Genomic DNA, 16,812 nt, shown 5'->3' with positions numbered 1-16,812 from the left:
ATTTCATGTATCGATCGTATATTAGATAAGGGATTTAACGATGTTAATCTATTTTTATTCGTTCAACATTACCTTAATAGCTAGAAAAAAGGGGGAGAGAGATGAAAAAATTATATTTCATCATTCCATTTCTTGTGCTATTAACTGCTTGTAGCCCATCTCATATTGTCATCGATTGGGTTGATTTTATGCAGATCACTGGAAAACACTATACTGGATCTCAACAATTAGTTATTTCAAAGCAAACATTAGTAAAGGATAAGATCGGCGAAGTAAGATTTGAAGTAAATGAGCATGTGAAAAATCCTAAATATAAAATAAAAGAGGGGGGTGCCGCTTATTTATCAAAAGGAACAGACGTCTATTCGATTGAAGGATATCCTGATCATTCAATCGTTGCGGTTAAAGATAAAACAAAGATCCATGGGTATAAGCTATACAGTACCGATAATGCCGAAACCCTAGATGTGAAAACCATGGATAAAGTTCAAAGAATAGAGGTATATCTGTCTGATGGGGCAAAACCGATGAAACAATTAAAAACTTTAACTGGAGAAGAGGTTAAGCAGTTCTTGAAAATTCTTGAAGATGGGACAGTAAAATCAGCCTATTCACCTGATACATCCACTAAAGATCCTCAAATGTTTGATTTTGTATGTTATACAGCTGCACCGATTGCCTATCGTGATACTGTATTTTTCGATGGAGAGGTCTATTATTGGTATTCGCCCGAATTAACGATTTTAGATGATGGGATCGTGAACTATTTGAAATAGTCATGTGTTTTTCGGGGCAGGGGATGTGTTCAAAACAATTATGTTTTTTTCATTAAACAAGTTAATATCCTGCAGTCTTTAGTATGTTTTTTTAATTTTTTTAATTTTTTATTAAAGAATATCCCGAATAAATAATGCAGTTTAATCTAATTATTTAATACAACCGGAAGAACCACATTATCACTAATCATTTTTACACAATCTGTATCATTAATTATTTTTACTACCCTACCTATCTCCCTAAGTGTATAGTTATTTCTTTCTATGTCATTGACCAAATCAGTATATTTAACATTTTCAAAAAAGCCCACCATTGATGCCTATATTTGGTATATTTAGTTATATAGTTATATAGTGAAAGGAGCTGCATGATTTGATTAATAGCAATCCAGCAATAGCTTTACATGAAATCTTACTAAACCTTAAAAATTCAACTCACAATTATTCGAAATTTAATGGTGCCTGGTCACATGTATTTGAACTAGAAACAAGGGATACAATCAATTTACTTTCCAAAATACGTTTAGTTTTCGATTTATATGAAAAAACAAGAAAGCTTGTTGAAACAAATCCCCGATTAAACAAGGAAAGAAATATTATGTTTTTAGATAAAGTTGGACTAGGTATATCTGAAGTGAATTTCAATGGAGACATGAGTAATTTCCATAAATACATTTCCGACGAAGTTTTAACAGCATTAAGCTACATGGCTGATCATATTGGTTTAGTTTTTGAAATTGATGAGAACTCCCAACTTAATGAAGAGGAAATAGTATCATTAATAGGTGAAATTGAACTATTAATTTCAAATATTATTGATTCTTCTCTTCCGAAAGATGTCCAAGCATTACTCGTTAAAAATTTAAATCTTATAAAAGAGTCCTTATTGGAATTTAAATTCTATGGAGTGGATGGACTTCGAGTAGCAGTCGAGCAAAGCATTGGTTCACTTGTTCTAAGTGAAAATATTTTGGAACCACAAAAAGAAAATGCAACCCTGCAAGGCTTTATGGGATTTATGTTTAAGTTAAAAGGATTATTTGACACTATAAATGCAGGTAAAGATTTAATAGCACCTATCATAAAGCATTTTTTAACACGTTCATAAAATGCAAGTAAATATTATGTCTTTATTTCGTAGAGAGAACATCTAAAAGGTGATCTTTTTAATGTTTGGCACAACAAATTTTATATATTTTTGTGGTCTTAATCTAAATGTGTTCCTACCTTTGGGACTGGTACTTTAGAACAATGCTGTTCAATAAAATCAACTTTTCAATTGCACAATTGCTCTATATAAAATTAGTGATAAATGTATTTCTTAGTTGCAGTTTGTGCTACAAACACTGTTTAAAATTATATCTAATTCCAAATGTATTTAAGCTGTCAAGTAATGATTCAGGTTTATATTTACTCTAATATTCACCTTTAAGGGTTTTCTGATAAACTTTTGAAGAGTGAAAGTATGGAGAGATTTATTGATAAAGGCATAGATATGGTTAAATGTGGACCCAGTGAAATATCTTTTCTGCGTTTTTTTGGCACTCATTGTTATCGAATAGAGGATAAAATTCACCAGTATGCAAGAAGTTCCGCTACGCAGGTTAAAACACTCTAGGAAAGCCTTAAGCAAGACTTTCCCAGAGTGTTTTTTTACAGTTTTCTTGATTGTAAAATAGTAAATCCTAAACTAGGCAAACTAAGTTCCTCTACATCGCTAGTCAATTGTTTCTCGTTATTCCATAGGTTCGTCACTTCATCATTTTTTGCCAAAAAAGGAATCTTGATTTGAATAGATTGCTCACTATTATTGATGGCAATGAAAATCGATTCATTCTTGCTTCTTTTTTCATAAATAATATGGTTGGTTTCTGTGTTACTTTCAATAATATGAAATTCACCTTTATTCCCTAGTGCTGGGACATTTTTTCGTAAGCTGATCAGCTTTTGGACAAATTCAAAGAGTTCTAAATCCTGTTCTTGTTTATCCCAGATCATGCATTTACGGCAACCAGGATCTTGTCCGCCTGTCATTCCGATTTCGTCGCCATAATAGATACATGGACTTCCAATGAACGTTAATTGAAATAAAAAAAGCAGCTTAAGTCGATCCTTGTTTTCATTAGCGATCGTTAATATTCGCGGTGTATCATGACTTCCGAGTAAATTGAATGAAACCTCGTTTACATTGTTAGGATAAGAATGTAAAACATGAGATATTCTTTGCGCGAATACGTCAGCATTGATGGTCCCTTTTGCAAAAAAATCGAGGGCACTTTGTGTGAAGGGATAGTTCATGACGGCATCAAACTGATCCCCTTGAAGCCATGGCATCGAGTCATGCCAAATTTCGCCTAATATATAGGCATCGGGTTTAACTGACTTTACCGTTTTTCGAAATTCACGCCAGAAGCTGTGATCTACTTCATTGGCTACATCTAGACGCCAGCCATCGATATCAAATTCCTCAATCCAATAACGGGCAACGTTAAGAAGATATTCTTTCACCTCAGCATTTTCTGTATTTAGCTTCGGCATTTGCTCTGTAAATGCGAATGTATCATAATTTGGCCTCGGCTTTGTGATAATAGGGAAGTCTCTTATATGAAACCAATCCTTATATTTAGAATGCTCCTGATTTTTCAATACATCCTGGAAGGGTGGAAAATAATATCCGCTATGATTAAAGACAGCATCCAACATCACTTTGATTCCGTGCTGATGACATACGTCAACGAGTCTTTTAAAAGTAGCTTTATCACCAAACTGCGGGTCAATCTCCATATAATCAATGGTGTCATATTTGTGGTTAGAGTAGGCTTTGAATATAGGGGTGAAATAAAGACCTGTGATACCTAATTCAACGATGTGATCAATATGTTGAATGATTCCCTCAAAATCACCTCCAAAAAAATTATCCCACTTAGGTTCTGTACTTCCCCATGGAAGGGTATTTTCCGGATTGATCCTGGGATCTCCATTTGCAAACCGTTCTGGGAAAATTTGATACCACACTGTATCTTTCACCCAATCGGGAGCATGAAAAACATCTGCCTTATTTAAAAAAGGGAAGCAAAAGAAGTAAGAAGTATCGTCAGTAGGGATCTGATCAAAAAAACCTTTCTCTCCATAAACCATCGTTTCATTTCCACTCATCAGTTCAAAACCGTAGCGCATCCTTCTAAATTCAGGAGCGACTTCAACAAACCAATAGTCAAACAATTGATCGCTCCCACTTATCGTCATGTGTTTTGTAGAAAAGATCCAACCGTCTTCATTCCATGTATATGGATCCCCAAAGATAAGATTCACTTTTTCAATATCGTTCTTTTTCGTTCGTATACGAATATGAAGTGTTTTGTCATTGTAAGCATAGGCATAATTGTTTTTTGGTCGGTGATAAATGGATTCAATATTCATAATGCTACCTCCCTTTAACGGTATATGAAACTATAATAATAAAAAAATATCATATGAGATAATTTAATGCAAACGGTTGCTTTTAGAATTTTCAAAATGTATAATAATTTCATGCAACCGTTTTCATTAGAAAAGGAGGGAAAATAAACGTAAAAGTGGTATTATCATATTATTTTTTTAGTTATTTCAAAAATAGTAGAACAGTGCACGATTTTACATCGAAAACAACAAAGCTTTTCGAAATTTAAGCGAAGAAACATTTAATCGAGGGGGATGAAAATGAAGCTTAAAAAGACAATGGGAATAATCGCTTCTAGTATTCTATTGGTGGGACTCCTAGCTGGCTGCACCCAGCCAAAGGGAAAGGAAAAAGCAAGCAAAGAGGTTGAAGAGAATGCAGAAGTAAAGGAAATTAAACCGGAGGAGGGAGCCAGTCTTATTCTTTGGGATAATGGCGGTGCGGAAGCAGAATGGGCCAATTACGTCGCTGAGGAATTTGAAAAGAAATATAATGTTCCTGTTGAAGTTCAAGAGGTCAGCCATACGGATGCAGCTGGTAAATTAGAAACAGATGGTCCAGCAGGACTTGGAGCAGATGTCTTCAACGCAGCCCATGATCATTTAGGTACTCTCGTTTCAGGTGGATTAGTATATGATAATTATTTTGCAGATGACTACAAAAAAGACTATATGGATGCTGCTGTAAAAGGGACATCGTTCATAGATAAAGATGGAGAATTGAAGATGTACGGTTTTCCAATTGCGATTGAAACCTATGCACTCTACTACAATAAAGATATTGTGAAGAAAGTTCCGGAAACATGGGATGAATTATTTGAGCAGGGAAAACAATTTCAAGAGGGATCAACGAAAAAGGATCGTAAATATGGATTAATGATGGAACCAGGGAATTTCTATTACACATATGCATTCATGGCAGGATATGGCGGATATATTTTCGGAAATGACAATACCAATCCAGAAGAAATAGGGATCAATTCCGAAGGGGCAATCAAATCTGGTGAATTGATGAAAAAAATTCATAGCGAGCTACTCCCTCTAAAGAAGGAAGATATTACTGGTGATGTGATTTCTTCATTCTTTAATGAAAATAAACTAGCATTTAGGATCTCAGGACCATGGGATGTGAAGAATCATAAGGATGCTGGAATTAATTTAGGTATCGCCCCACTCCCTAAGCTGGATAATGGAGAAACACCTAAATCTTTCTCTGGAATTAAAGCATACTACGTAAACTCCTACAGTAAATATCCAGAAGCAGCCACACTTTTAGCCCAATTTGCATCAAGTGAAGAGATGCTTTTAAAGCGTTATGAGATGACAGGGCAATTACCACCTAAGAATTCACTCCTTGAAAATGACACAATCAAACAAGATGAAGTCTCAATGGCATTTTTAGAACAAGCTCAAAATGCTGTTCCTATGCCAAATATCCCTGAAATGCAAGCGGTATGGGGACCAATGGAAACAGCTTATACGGCTATATGGAATGATGGTATGGATCCGAAAAAAGCATTAGATGCTGCATACGAACAAATAGAGGATGCCATTTCTACTCAGAAAAAGTAGTCATATGAATAGCCGATATCCTTTGAACATGGGGTATTGGCTTTGTTTCTTACTTGGATTACCCAAAAGGAGATGGTATAGGATGAAATCACATGCCAAGATTAGTACAATCCTCTCTCTTTTATTTATGGGATTGGGACAAATCTATAATCGGCAATACATGAAGGGCTTATTATTCATATGTTTAGAGATTTATATCGTTGTATTTTGGTCATTACCATTTCGAAACGCAATGTGGGGGCTAACGACCCTTGGGGAAACCACCCAAAAAAGGATTGGCTTTAAAATTCAACCAGGTGATCATTCCATATTTTTAATGATTGAAGGCATCATTTTTCTCATATGTGGATTGTTATTGATTTGGGTCTATTATTTAAATATTCGTGATGCAAGGAGAGTAGGAATAGCAAGGGATTTAGGCCAAAGGCCGAATCATTTTAAAGAAACCTTACATGTGATCGCAGAAAAAGGATTTCCTTATTTATTGCTTACCCCTTCAATTATATTTACATCGTTTTTGACCATATTACCGCTATTATTCGGTATTGCTATAGCCTTTACCAATTATTCGGGACCAAACCATCTACCACCTGCTGCCCTTGTTGATTGGGTTGGTTTTCAAACATTTATTGATCTTTTTAATTTGAAAACATGGAATCGCACCTTTTTAGGAGTATTTGAATGGACGATCATCTGGGCCATTCTCGCAACAGTGACTACTTTTTTTACAGGGTTACTTTTTGCTGTTTTATTAAATTCAAAAGGAATACGATTCAGAGCTTTTTGGAGAAGTATTTATATTCTTCCTTGGGCCATTCCTGCATTTGTCTCTATCTTGATAATGAGAAATCTATTTAATGGGGAGTTTGGGCCAATTAATCAATACTTAGAAGCTATCGGCTTGGCGGGAATTCCTTGGCTTAGTGATCCGTTTTGGGCAAAATTTACTCTTGTTCTCGTCAATATTTGGTTTGGATTTCCTTTCTGGATGGTCTTAATGAGTGGGGTTATGACGGGAATCGATAAAGAACTATATGAAGCGGCGGAAGTAGATGGCGCTAGTCCGAGACAGCGTTTTTGGCGAATTACGATGCCAATCGTCATGTTTTCGACCGCTCCGTTACTCATTATGCAATTTGCGGGAAATTTTAATAATTTTAATATGATTTATTTGCTGACACAGGGGGGACCTGTAAATGTTGATTATAGCTATGCTGGTTCAACGGATATTTTAATTTCATGGATTTACAAGCTTACGTTGGATCAAAGTCAATTTAATATGGCATCTGTCGTATCCATCCTCATATTTATTGTGATCGCATCGATATCCGTCTGGAACTTTAGACGAACGAGAGCATTTAAAGAGGAGGATATGATGTAGTGAACAGAAAAACAAAAGAGAAATGGATTAGTGTTGGTAAACATATCATTTTAGTGCTAGTGGCTATATTTACTGTTTACCCAGTGGTATGGGTTTTTATTGGCTCGTTAAATCCCGGGGATTCCCTTTTTAATACCTCTCTATTTCCTAAGTCACTCACTTTCAAACATTATGTTGAGTTATTTCAGGATACACAATATTTCAATTGGTATAAAAATACATTAAAAATTGCCATTTGGAATATGATCATTTCGACATTTTTGGTTGTTACTGCTGCGTATGCCTTTAGCCGTTTTCGCTTTCCGGGACGGAAGGAAGGCTTAATGACGATGTTAGTTTTGCAAATGTTCCCAGGGTTTATGGGGATGATTGCTATCTATATTCTCCTGTTGCAACTAGGGTTACTAGACAATCATTGGGGGCTTATTTTGGTCTATGCTGGTGGTTCAATTCCTTTTAATGCATGGCTTGTGAAAGGGTATTTTGATTCGATGCCAAAAAGCTTGGAAGAAGCCGCGAAAATGGATGGGGCGGGTCATGTGACGATTTTCTTTCGCGTGATGATGCCGTTATCTGTTCCAATTCTTGTTTTTGTTGCCGTTTCAAATTTTATTGGACCATGGATGGATTTTATCTTTGCTCGGCTTGTCCTACGGTCTAATGAAAATAAAACTCTAGCCATTGGCCTTTTTGAAATGGTCACTGGACGGGGGAATACGGAATTTACTACGTTTGCTGCTGGGGCAGTATTGGTGGCCATACCGATTACTATTCTATTTATGATTTTCCAAAAGTATATGGTAGAAGGTCTAAAAGCAGGAGCGAATAAATAATCTTTCTAGTTGGGAGGTTCTCATGAAAAAAATACGAATAGGATTACTATTCTTGTTTTTACTCGTAGCGGGTTGTGATTCGCAGGTCACCTCGAATAAAGAGAGCAAGAAAATGTCCTGGTCAATCGATCAAAATGTCGTTAAGGATTCGAAACATCGTGTGTTCTATGAGATTTTTGTTCGCTCCTTTGCTGATAGTAATGGGGATGGAATAGGGGATTTAAATGGTGTCACACAGCAGTTGGACTATTTAAAGGAATTAGGGATTGGCGGCATTTGGCTCATGCCTATTCAACCATCCCCTAGTTACCATGGATATGATGTGACTGATTATTATGATGTAAATCAAGACTATGGCACATTAGCGGATATGAAAAGGTTAGTGGAAGAGGCCCATAAAAGGGATATAAAAATAGTGATGGATTTAGTCATGAATCATACATCAAATAAGCATCCGTGGTTTCAAAAGGCCTTAACCGGTGATCCAGTTTATCGAGATTTCTATGTGTGGAGTGATGAACAGACAAATACGAATGAGCTGGGAGATTGGAATCAAAAAATTTGGCACGGAGAATCGGAGTCGAAGTATGAAGGGATATTTTGGGACGGGATGCCTGATTTAAATTATCATAACCCTGCGGTAATGGAGGAAATGAAAAAAATCGGTAGCTTCTGGTTAAAAGAGGTTGATGTAGATGGATTTCGTTTAGATGCAGCGAAATATTTATTTAGTTCGCATCAAGTGAAGGATCACCATGATAAAAATGCGGCATTATGGGAGGAATTTAAACAATCTACCCAAAAGGCTAAATCTGATTCATTTTTAGTAGGCGAGATATGGGATACCCCAGCCATTGTAGGAACCTATCTTCATGGGTTGGATTCAGGATTTAATTTTGATTTGTCATCGAAAATTCTATCATCGGTGAAACAGGAAAAGGATGCAGGGATTGCTTCTAGCCTTGAAAGAACGAGGGCATATTTTCAAAATGTATCAAATGAATTTGTAGATAGCATTTTTATTACGAATCATGATATGAATCGGGTCATGAGTGAGGTGGCTGGAAATCAAGATCAAGCAAAAATGGCTGCTTCATTGTTATTCACATTGCCTGGAAATCCGTACGTTTACTATGGAGAAGAGATAGGGTTAGAAGGAAAAAAACCGGATGAAAACATTCGTGAACCGATGATATGGTCTGAAATTAAGGATGATTCATTGAATACGACATGGATCAAGCGAAAATATAGTAAAAATGCAAAACAACTGGCTGTTTCTGTACAAAAAAGTGATAAGAATTCTCTATATAACCACTATAAAACGATGATTTCTGTTCGAAAAGGACGATCCGCTTTATTAGCTGGAGAAATCAAGGGATCCGATGTTCGCAAACAAGGATTAGTCTCCTTTGAACGTATGAATGAAGATGAATCCCTATTGGTTCTTCATAATATAACAAGCAAGAAAATGACGATTACGATTCCGAAAGAGTGGAAGGATGTTTATTTTTCTAGTCAATCATATGAAAAGCAGGACCAGAAGCTGATATTAGCCCCTTATTCGACAATCATCTTTGAAAAAGAAATATAAAGGGCTTTTAGGAAAGTTGAAGCTTGATTTAAACATTTCCTAATGAGCATTAGATAAATGTGAACATAAAAGGGAGGAAGCGAAATTGAGAAAAGTAAAGGTTGGGATTATTGGTTGTGGGAGCATTGCTACACATCGCCATTTACCAGAATATATGTTGAATGATCATGTCGAAATCGTGGCTGTTTGCGATAGTGTGGAGGAGCGAGCGAAGGAAAAAGGAAGGAAGTATAATGCAAACGTTTATACGGATTATAAGGAATTACTCTCGGATTCGAATATTGAGGCAGTAAGCGTTTGTACCCCCAACTACTTACATGCGCCAATTACCATTGCAGCACTGAATGCAGGGAAGCATGTTCTTTGTGAAAAACCAATGGCTACTTCGAAGGAAGAGGCATTAGCCATGATCGAGGCAGATGAAAGAAACAATCGAAAACTAATGATTGCCCATAATCAAAGATTTGTTGAATCACATGTCCAAGCGAAAAAAATCATCGATTCAGGGGAAATCGGAAAAATATATAGCTTTAGAACGGCCTTTGGACATGGTGGTCCAGAAGGCTGGAGTGTTGATGGGGCGGATAGTTGGTTCTTTCAGAAAGAGAAAGCCTTTATTGGAGCTATGGGAGATTTAGGCGTTCATAAAACGGATTTACTGCGTTATCTACTTAACGAAGAAATCGTAGAGGTAGCTGCCTTTGTAGAGACAAGTTCAAAGCAGGATTCCACTGTGGATGACAATGCGGTCTGTATTTTGAAGACGGAAACGGGAATCATCGGAACACTTGCTGCAAGCTGGTCCTATGTCGCAAAGGAAGACAATTCGACGATTATTTATGGTGAAAAGGCTGTTCTTCGATTAGAGGATGATCCAGACTATTCATTAATCGTTCAATATAAAAATGGAAAAACAGATAAGCATAAGCTAGGTGAAATTCAGTCAAATGAAAATGGTGGACAACATAATTCCCATGTCATTGACCAATTTATAAATTGTATTGTCGAGGATAAGGAAGTGCCAATTGATGGATATGAAGGGATGAAATCATTAAATGTGATATTGGCATCTCTCGAATCATATGAAACGAAGAAAATCGTATCAATAGAGTAGGTTAGAGGATTAAAAAATACTCAATTTAATTATAGAAAGTGTGGAGATTATTCATGAAACTTGGTGTGTTTACTGTATTATTTGCTGAAAAGAGCTTTACCGATATGCTGGATTATGTGAAGGATGCCGGCTTAAAAGCGGTTGAAATTGGCACAGGGGGCTATCCAGGAGATGCCCATTGTAAAGTGGATGAATTGCTTGAAAATGAAGGGAAGAGAGAGGTCTATTTACATGAGCTGAAATCAAGAGGATTAGAAATTAGTGCATTTAGTTGTCACGGAAATCCTATTTCACCGAATAAAGAATTCGCCCAACAGAGTCATGAGGATCTCAAAAAAACCATCCAATTAGCATCGCTTATGGGTGTTCCCGTAGTCAATGCGTTTTCTGGAACAGCAGGCGATCATGAAGGAGCAATATATCCGAACTGGCCTATCGCGCCATGGCCGAATGAATTTTCAGAAGTTCTAAAATGGCAATGGGAGGAAAAGCTTATTCCTTATTGGAAGGAGATGGGACAGTTTGCAAAGGATCATCAAGTAAAAATTGGTCTTGAACTACACGGTGGGTTTTTAGTTCATACTCCTTATACGTTACTTAAATTACGTGAGGCGACCTGTGATGCCATCGGAGCCAATCTAGACCCAAGTCATCTTTGGTGGCAAGGAATTGATCCCGTAGGTGCGATTAAAATACTGGCAAAAGAAAATGCGATCCATCATTTCCATGCGAAGGATACATATATTGATCAGGATCATGTGAATATGTATGGTCTGACCGATATGCAGCCTTATGATGAAGTAAGAACCAGAGCATGGTCTTTCCGCTCCGTTGGTTGTGGGCACAGCTTGCATGAATGGTCCAATATCATAAGTGCCCTGCGCACATATGGCTATGACCATGTCGTAAGCATTGAGCATGAAGACCCGATTATGTCTATTGAAGAAGGATTTACACGTGCAGTAACTAATCTCAAAGCCGTACTAATTGAAGAAACACCAGCCAATATGTGGTGGGTATAGTGAAGGAGGGGGTCAGACCCCCTCATACAAATCCTTTTTTTATGCGCTTTTCTAAGGCATTTTGGCTTGTATTGGTGCCATAGGAAAGCGTGTTTTATTCATCCTCTTCGTCCTCCTGATAATGTTCATTGAGATAGGAGTTTTCTCTTGAGGCGAAATTTACATTTTGTAGGCTCATCTCAGGTTCTAGCCCGTACAGTTCTTTTTTTTCATGCGCTTTTTTTGAAGTAATTTCTTCTACTGACATTTGAATCACCACCCTTATGAATGAATTTGCCTGTATTCTTCTCTTATGAAGGGATTATTATTAAAAAAAATATTGTAAATGGTTATGGAAGATAACATATGACTAAACATCTATATTAGTGAAAGACAGTTTTTCAAAAAGAAGATGAAATGTCCTTCATATGCGAAATTTTTACCAAAAATTTCGATCATTCGAGTGAAACATTCAGGGATCATCAGAAGCTCTCGCCACCTGCCTTTCAACATGATAAGCGATGAACAATGCTGTTTTTCAATATTTCCTGGGTGGTAAAAAAATTTATAAAAATTCCTTGACATATAAAAACAACCGTAATAATATAATAAACAATAAATTTAAATAAACGGCGTTGACGAAGAGTAGTAATTTATATGAACTCTATTAGAGAGCTGGTGGTTGGTGAGAACCAGTGAGAACATGTAAATGAATGGACTTCTGAGCTTCCAAACCGAAAATCTAATGGAGCAGTAGGCTTTGGCGAATGTCTTATCGTTACAAGAGACGGATATTAAGCTTGAATTTCAAGCTCGATATTGTCAAAGTGAGCTGTTTGTCAGCTAATAAAGGTGGTACCACGGGTTCCTCGTCCTTTTGGATGAGGGACCCTTTTGTATTTTTATAACAATAAAATAAATAAAAAAATCGTTGAATAAGAGGAGTACGTTTCATTTAAATCGTTACAGAGAGCTGGTGCAGGTGTGAATCCAGTACGAGGGGTGAAACGGAATGGACTTATGAGAGGTTTCTTGAAAATGAAGTAGGGAAACACGGCTTCCACCGTTAACAGGATAGGGTATCGGATCGTGAGTATCCCGTACCTGATCACGAGGAAGGGATCAGAATTTCCCTTCGAAAAGAGGTGGCACCACGATGAGAATCGTCCTCTATAAACACAGATTTCTTGTGTTTATAGAGGGCGATTTTTTTTATTTCAAAAAGTGACCGAGTATGTCTAGTTTCAGCGTCTAACAGCTTTATGAATTTTTCTTATAGGAGGAATAGTGATGAAGATTACAGGTTATAAGATCGAACATATAAACGCGGATACCCTTACTCCCATTGCTGTGTTCAATCGCATTCAGGGGAGAAAGAAATTTTTATTGGAAAGCTCATTAAAGCACGAAGAGAATGGTCGGTACTCATTTATTGGGATGAATCCATATATGGAGTTTATTGCAAGAGGGAGTCAAGTTGCGATTATCAATCAGCAAAAGGAAGTTATGAAGGAGGAGACGGGAAAACCGCTTGAGTTATTAAAAAAGTATATTCCGGGAGAAGAATTATCCATACTGAATATCCCATTTATCGGGGGAGCAGTTGGCTATATCGGCTATGATGCCATTCGAGAGTATGAAAACATTGGAGAAGTGATCAATGATGAGGTAGAAATGCCGGATATCCATTTTATGTTTTATCAAGATATTCTTGTGTTTGATCATCTGGCACAAACGATTTCGATGATTGCTTTAAATCTGTATGAAAGTAGAACAGATCAGGAGCTGGTAAAAAGCATCACTGACTTAAAAGCTTTCATTACGGAGTCACATTCAGAAAAAGCTTTGAAGCTAGAGGCATCGAATGTATCGTTTACCCCATTAATGAAAAAAGCGGAATTTATGAAATTAGTTGAGGTGGCGAAGGAACATATTCTTCAAGGAGATATTTTTCAACTGGTTCTTTCGCAAAGAATGATCGGAAATATTGACCATGATTCTTTTCAATTTTATCGCAAGCTACGCAATGCGAATCCATCGCCATATATGTTTTATCTCGATTTTGAAGATTATGTGGTTCTTGGTGCCTCGCCGGAAAGCCTAATCAAAACAAAGGGAAAGCAATTAATTACCAATCCGATTGCGGGAACTCGGCCAAGAGGGAATACGAAGGCTCATGATCAAACATTAGAAAATGAATTGTTAAGCGATGAAAAGGAGCTAGCAGAACATCAGATGCTCGTGGATTTAAGTCGAAATGATATCGGGAAAATTTGTGAACCAGGAAGTATTTCGATTCCCAAATATATGATAGTCGAGAGATATCAGCATGTGATGCATATTGTTTCCGAGGTTAAAGGAACGATGAGGGCAGAGTTTTCTGGGATTGATGCATTGATTGCCTGTTTACCAGCAGGAACGGTATCTGGGGCACCGAAAATTCGCGCGATGCAAATCATCAATGATTTAGAAAAAAGAAAGCGAGGCGTGTACGCAGGGGCGATCGGCTATATCAACGTGAATGGGGATCTTGACTTTGCCCTAGCGATCCGCACATTAGTGATTAAAAATGGAAAGGCCATTTTACAGGCAGGTGCGGGCATCGTTTATGATTCTGATCCAGAAAAGGAATATGAAGAGACGCTGAATAAGGCGAAATCACTTTTGGAGGTGAATAATCATGATTATCTTGCTAGACAATTATGATTCATTTACGTATAACCTTTATCAATATTTATTGGAGCTCGGGGAAACAGTAGAGGTTTTTCGAAATGATCGAATCACTGTCGAAGAAATTAGGGATATGCAGCCGAAAGCGATCATTCTTTCTCCTGGACCTGGGGTACCCGATCAAGCCGGTATTTGTATGGATGTCATTAAGAAATTGCATCAACAAATCCCTATTTTAGGTGTTTGTTTAGGACATCAGGCAATCGGTGCTGCCTTCGGTGCAAGGATTGTTCAGGCAAGGGAAATTAAGCATGGAAAAACATCGAGAATTCTTCATACAGGTGAAGGAATCTTTCAATATATGACCCAGCCACTTGAGGTGATGAGGTATCACTCATTGGTGATTGAAAAAGCAAGTTTACCAGGACAGCTAGATATTTTAGCTACATCAATGGATGATCAAGAAATTATGGCCATTAAGCATACTATCTTCCCTTTATATGGCATCCAATTCCATCCAGAATCGATTGGAACAAAAGCAGGGAAAGAAATGATCAAAAACTTTTTAGTCGAAATCAGAAAGGAGCATTCATATGAAAGCATATCTTGAAAAGATGATGGATCATCAGAGCTTATCCTTTGAGGAGATGACAAATGCCGCAAACTATTTACTTGATGAAGCTATTTCCGATAGTGAAATGGGAGCCTTTTTAGCGACGCTGAAGGTAAAGGGAGAAACCGCTGAGGAAATCGCCGGACTCGTTCAAGTGATAAGAGATAAATCGTTGAAAATTCAGCTTGATATCGATCATGTGATGGACAATTGTGGTACAGGTGGGGATGGCTCACAAAGCTTTAATATTAGCACTACCTCTGCCTTTGTTATTGCAGGTGCAGGGATAAAAATTGCCAAACACGGGAATCGCAGTGTTTCTAGTCGTACAGGGAGTGCCGACGTTTTGGAAAGCTTAGGAATTTCGTTAAATTTCCGAGCAGAACAAATTAAAGAGATTCTTGAAGAAAACGGGATTGCCTTTTTATTTGCCCCCAATCTTCATCCGAGCTTAAAGCGGATTATGAAAATACGCAAGGATTTAAAAATCCCAACAGTATTCAATCTAATTGGGCCATTAACGAATCCAGTCGATTTGGATACCCAGTTATTAGGCATCTACCGTCGTGACATGTTAGAGATGATGGCAAGCGTTCTTCATCGTTTAGGAAGAAAAAGAGCCCTTATCCTTAATGGTGCAGGCTATATGGATGAAGCCTCATTATCAGGAGAAAATCACTTGGTTCTTTTAGATCATGGAGATATTATTCCTTTTACATTGAAGCCAGAGGATGTCGGCTTGCCACATTATGAAAATAGTGAAATTCGCGGTGGCAGTTCTGTTGAAAATGCATCTATCCTCATGAGTGTATTAAATGGAGAAAAGGGAGCCTACAGGGATACGGTTATTTTCAATGCAGGACTTGCGATTTTTGCCAATGGATTAGCTCAAACGGTGCAAGAAGGAATAGCCCTTGCAAGAGAGAGTATTGATTCAGGAGCAGCCTTGAAAAAATTAAACTATCTTATTGATTATAGCCAAAGAGCGAAGGAGGAAGTGATGTAGATGACGATTCTAGATGAAATTATTTTTGAGAAGGAAAAGGAAGTTAGCTTTTTAAAAAAGTACTATCAAAAAAACGAAAGGATCAGCCAGAAATCCGTTGCATCCATCTATGATTCCTTTCGAAGTGGAAAGCAAATGAATATCATTGCAGAAATCAAAAGGGCATCTCCCTCAAAAGGAAATATTAACATCGATGTCGATCCCATTGCACAGGCAAAACAATATCAGGAACTAGGGGCGAATGCTATTTCTGTATTGACTGATGGAAGTTTTTTTAAAGGATCGATGAATGATTTACAGGCAATTAGAGAGGTCGTCGATTTACCTATATTGTGCAAGGATTTTATGATTGATTTGATCCAAATCGACCGTGCCAAGGAATTTGGTGCCAATATTATTTTGCTGATTGTCGCTGCTTTATCCAAGCAAAGGTTAGAGGAGTTATATCGCTATGCGAAGTCCTTACATTTAGATGTTTTAGTCGAAGTCCATAATGAAGAGGAATTAGAAACAGCCCTGCAAATTGGTGCCAATATTATTGGTATTAACAATAGGAACTTAAAAACATTTGCGGTTGATTTGGCTGTAACTGAACGATTGGCAAAACGAATCGACCGAGATGAGGTACTAATCATTGGTGAGAGTGGAATAAAAAATAAGCAGGATGTAGAACGGATGAAAAAGGCAGGAGCGAAAGGAATTCTTGTTGGTGAAACATTAATGAGTAGCCCGGATTTATCTACTACTTTTCAGCAATTACAAATTCCGCTTTGATTTAGGATTTCCTCTATACGAAAACTATCTTAAATAAAAGGAG

The 16,812-nt window shown here is 37.3% G+C and carries 14 protein-coding genes and 2 other annotated features; of the genes, 12 read left to right on the top strand and 2 right to left on the bottom strand.

Translation table 11 applies throughout. From position 1 onward, the window contains the following. Window positions 1-101: 101 nt before the first annotated feature. Together MHI39_RS20645 and MHI39_RS20640 are read left to right on the top strand one after the other, a co-directional pair. Complete coding sequence (locus MHI39_RS20645) at window positions 102-776, top strand: hypothetical protein (protein WP_259547494.1); 675 nt, start codon at window positions 102-104, stop codon at window positions 774-776. 373 nt (window positions 777-1,149) lie between these two features. Then, a complete protein-coding gene (locus MHI39_RS20640) occupies window positions 1,150-1,884 on the top strand; it encodes a hypothetical protein (RefSeq protein WP_259547492.1) in 735 nt (244 codons plus the stop codon). 545 nt (window positions 1,885-2,429) lie between these two features. On the opposite strand, the gene MHI39_RS20635 is transcribed toward MHI39_RS20640, so the two are convergent. After that, window positions 2,430-4,196, bottom strand: coding sequence for a glycoside hydrolase family 13 protein (locus tag MHI39_RS20635; protein ID WP_278892228.1), 1,767 nt, complete (start codon window positions 4,194-4,196; stop codon window positions 2,430-2,432). Between the two features lie 279 nt (window positions 4,197-4,475). On the opposite strand from MHI39_RS20635, the gene MHI39_RS20630 reads away from it, so the two are divergent. The 6 genes from MHI39_RS20630 to MHI39_RS20605 all read left to right on the top strand — a co-directional run bounded on the left by MHI39_RS20630 (window position 4,476) and on the right by MHI39_RS20605 (window position 11,727). Further along, window positions 4,476-5,786, top strand: coding sequence for a maltose ABC transporter substrate-binding protein (locus MHI39_RS20630; RefSeq protein ID WP_278892227.1), 1,311 nt, complete (start codon window positions 4,476-4,478; stop codon window positions 5,784-5,786). Between the two features lie 82 nt (window positions 5,787-5,868). Beyond that, entirely contained in the window at window positions 5,869-7,167 is a 1,299-nt protein-coding gene (locus MHI39_RS20625; protein ID WP_342540089.1) for a sugar ABC transporter permease, read from the top strand. Next, on the top strand, window positions 7,167-8,000 hold the full coding sequence (locus MHI39_RS20620) for a sugar ABC transporter permease (RefSeq protein WP_078109959.1): 834 nt from the start codon (window positions 7,167-7,169) through the stop codon (window positions 7,998-8,000). The genes MHI39_RS20625 and MHI39_RS20620 overlap by 1 nt, the downstream gene beginning before the upstream one ends. A gap of 22 nt (window positions 8,001-8,022) precedes the next feature. Then, window positions 8,023-9,591 carry an alpha-amylase family glycosyl hydrolase gene (locus MHI39_RS20615; protein ID WP_278892225.1) on the top strand — a complete coding sequence of 523 codons (1,569 nt, stop codon included), beginning with the start codon at window positions 8,023-8,025 and terminating at the stop codon, window positions 9,589-9,591. An 85-nt stretch (window positions 9,592-9,676) separates the two neighbouring features. Further along, the gene (locus MHI39_RS20610; RefSeq protein ID WP_058005683.1) at window positions 9,677-10,705 is read left to right on the top strand and encodes a Gfo/Idh/MocA family oxidoreductase; all 1,029 of its coding nucleotides are present in this window, start codon (window positions 9,677-9,679) and stop codon (window positions 10,703-10,705) included. Between the two features lie 53 nt (window positions 10,706-10,758). Continuing rightward, window positions 10,759-11,727 (top strand): sugar phosphate isomerase/epimerase, encoded by a 969-nt coding sequence (locus tag MHI39_RS20605; protein ID WP_058005682.1) that lies wholly within the window; start codon window positions 10,759-10,761, stop codon window positions 11,725-11,727. Window positions 11,728-11,821: 94 nt separating this feature from the next. Here MHI39_RS20605 and MHI39_RS20600 read toward each other — a convergent pair whose 3' ends face one another. Beyond that, the gene (locus MHI39_RS20600; RefSeq protein WP_169792998.1) at window positions 11,822-11,974 is read right to left on the bottom strand and encodes a hypothetical protein; all 153 of its coding nucleotides are present in this window, start codon (window positions 11,972-11,974) and stop codon (window positions 11,822-11,824) included. A 358-nt stretch (window positions 11,975-12,332) separates the two neighbouring features. Beyond that, window positions 12,333-12,586 (top strand) — a binding site (T-box leader). 42 nt (window positions 12,587-12,628) lie between these two features. Further along, window positions 12,629-12,880 (top strand) — a binding site (T-box leader). Window positions 12,881-12,996: 116 nt separating this feature from the next. Between MHI39_RS20600 and trpE the strand changes: the two genes are divergently transcribed. Genes trpE through trpC form a run of 4 tightly spaced genes read left to right on the top strand, consistent with a single transcriptional unit; the run spans window position 12,997 to window position 16,769 of the window. Next, entirely contained in the window at window positions 12,997-14,412 is a 1,416-nt protein-coding gene (gene trpE, locus MHI39_RS20595; protein ID WP_342540088.1) for an anthranilate synthase component I, read from the top strand. Continuing rightward, entirely contained in the window at window positions 14,387-14,986 is a 600-nt protein-coding gene (locus MHI39_RS20590; protein ID WP_278892223.1) for an aminodeoxychorismate/anthranilate synthase component II, read from the top strand. The genes trpE and MHI39_RS20590 overlap by 26 nt, the downstream gene beginning before the upstream one ends. Then, complete coding sequence (trpD, locus tag MHI39_RS20585) at window positions 14,970-15,995, top strand: anthranilate phosphoribosyltransferase (protein ID WP_278892221.1); 1,026 nt, start codon at window positions 14,970-14,972, stop codon at window positions 15,993-15,995. Before MHI39_RS20590 ends, trpD begins: the two co-directional genes overlap by 17 nt. Beyond that, window positions 15,996-16,769 carry an indole-3-glycerol phosphate synthase TrpC gene (trpC, locus tag MHI39_RS20580; RefSeq protein WP_058005678.1) on the top strand — a complete coding sequence of 258 codons (774 nt, stop codon included), beginning with the start codon at window positions 15,996-15,998 and terminating at the stop codon, window positions 16,767-16,769. Window positions 16,770-16,812: the final 43 nt, after the last annotated feature.

Origin of the sequence: Heyndrickxia sp. FSL K6-6286 (assembly GCF_038630395.1) — a bacterium.
Taxonomy (GTDB): Bacteria; Bacillota; Bacilli; order Bacillales; family Bacillaceae_C; genus Heyndrickxia; species Heyndrickxia oleronia.
Note: the sequence above shows the minus strand (reverse complement) of the source record. Positions and strands in the feature narration are given on the sequence as shown.

Coding starts and splice junctions, on each gene's coding strand:
- MHI39_RS20645 (WP_259547494.1), top strand. CDS start 102: ATGAAAAAATTATATTTCATCATTCCATTTCTTGTGCTATTAACTGCT.
- MHI39_RS20635 (WP_278892228.1), bottom strand. CDS start 4,196: ATGAATATTGAATCCATTTATCACCGACCAAAAAACAATTATGCCTAT.
- MHI39_RS20630 (WP_278892227.1), top strand. CDS start 4,476: ATGAAGCTTAAAAAGACAATGGGAATAATCGCTTCTAGTATTCTATTG.
- MHI39_RS20625 (WP_342540089.1), top strand. CDS start 5,869: ATGAAATCACATGCCAAGATTAGTACAATCCTCTCTCTTTTATTTATG.
- MHI39_RS20615 (WP_278892225.1), top strand. CDS start 8,023: ATGAAAAAAATACGAATAGGATTACTATTCTTGTTTTTACTCGTAGCG.
- MHI39_RS20605 (WP_058005682.1), top strand. CDS start 10,759: ATGAAACTTGGTGTGTTTACTGTATTATTTGCTGAAAAGAGCTTTACC.
- MHI39_RS20600 (WP_169792998.1), bottom strand. CDS start 11,974: ATGTCAGTAGAAGAAATTACTTCAAAAAAAGCGCATGAAAAAAAAGAA.
- trpE (WP_342540088.1), top strand. CDS start 12,997: ATGAAGATTACAGGTTATAAGATCGAACATATAAACGCGGATACCCTT.
- MHI39_RS20590 (WP_278892223.1), top strand. CDS start 14,387: ATGATTATCTTGCTAGACAATTATGATTCATTTACGTATAACCTTTAT.
- trpD (WP_278892221.1), top strand. CDS start 14,970: ATGAAAGCATATCTTGAAAAGATGATGGATCATCAGAGCTTATCCTTT.
- trpC (WP_058005678.1), top strand. CDS start 15,996: ATGACGATTCTAGATGAAATTATTTTTGAGAAGGAAAAGGAAGTTAGC.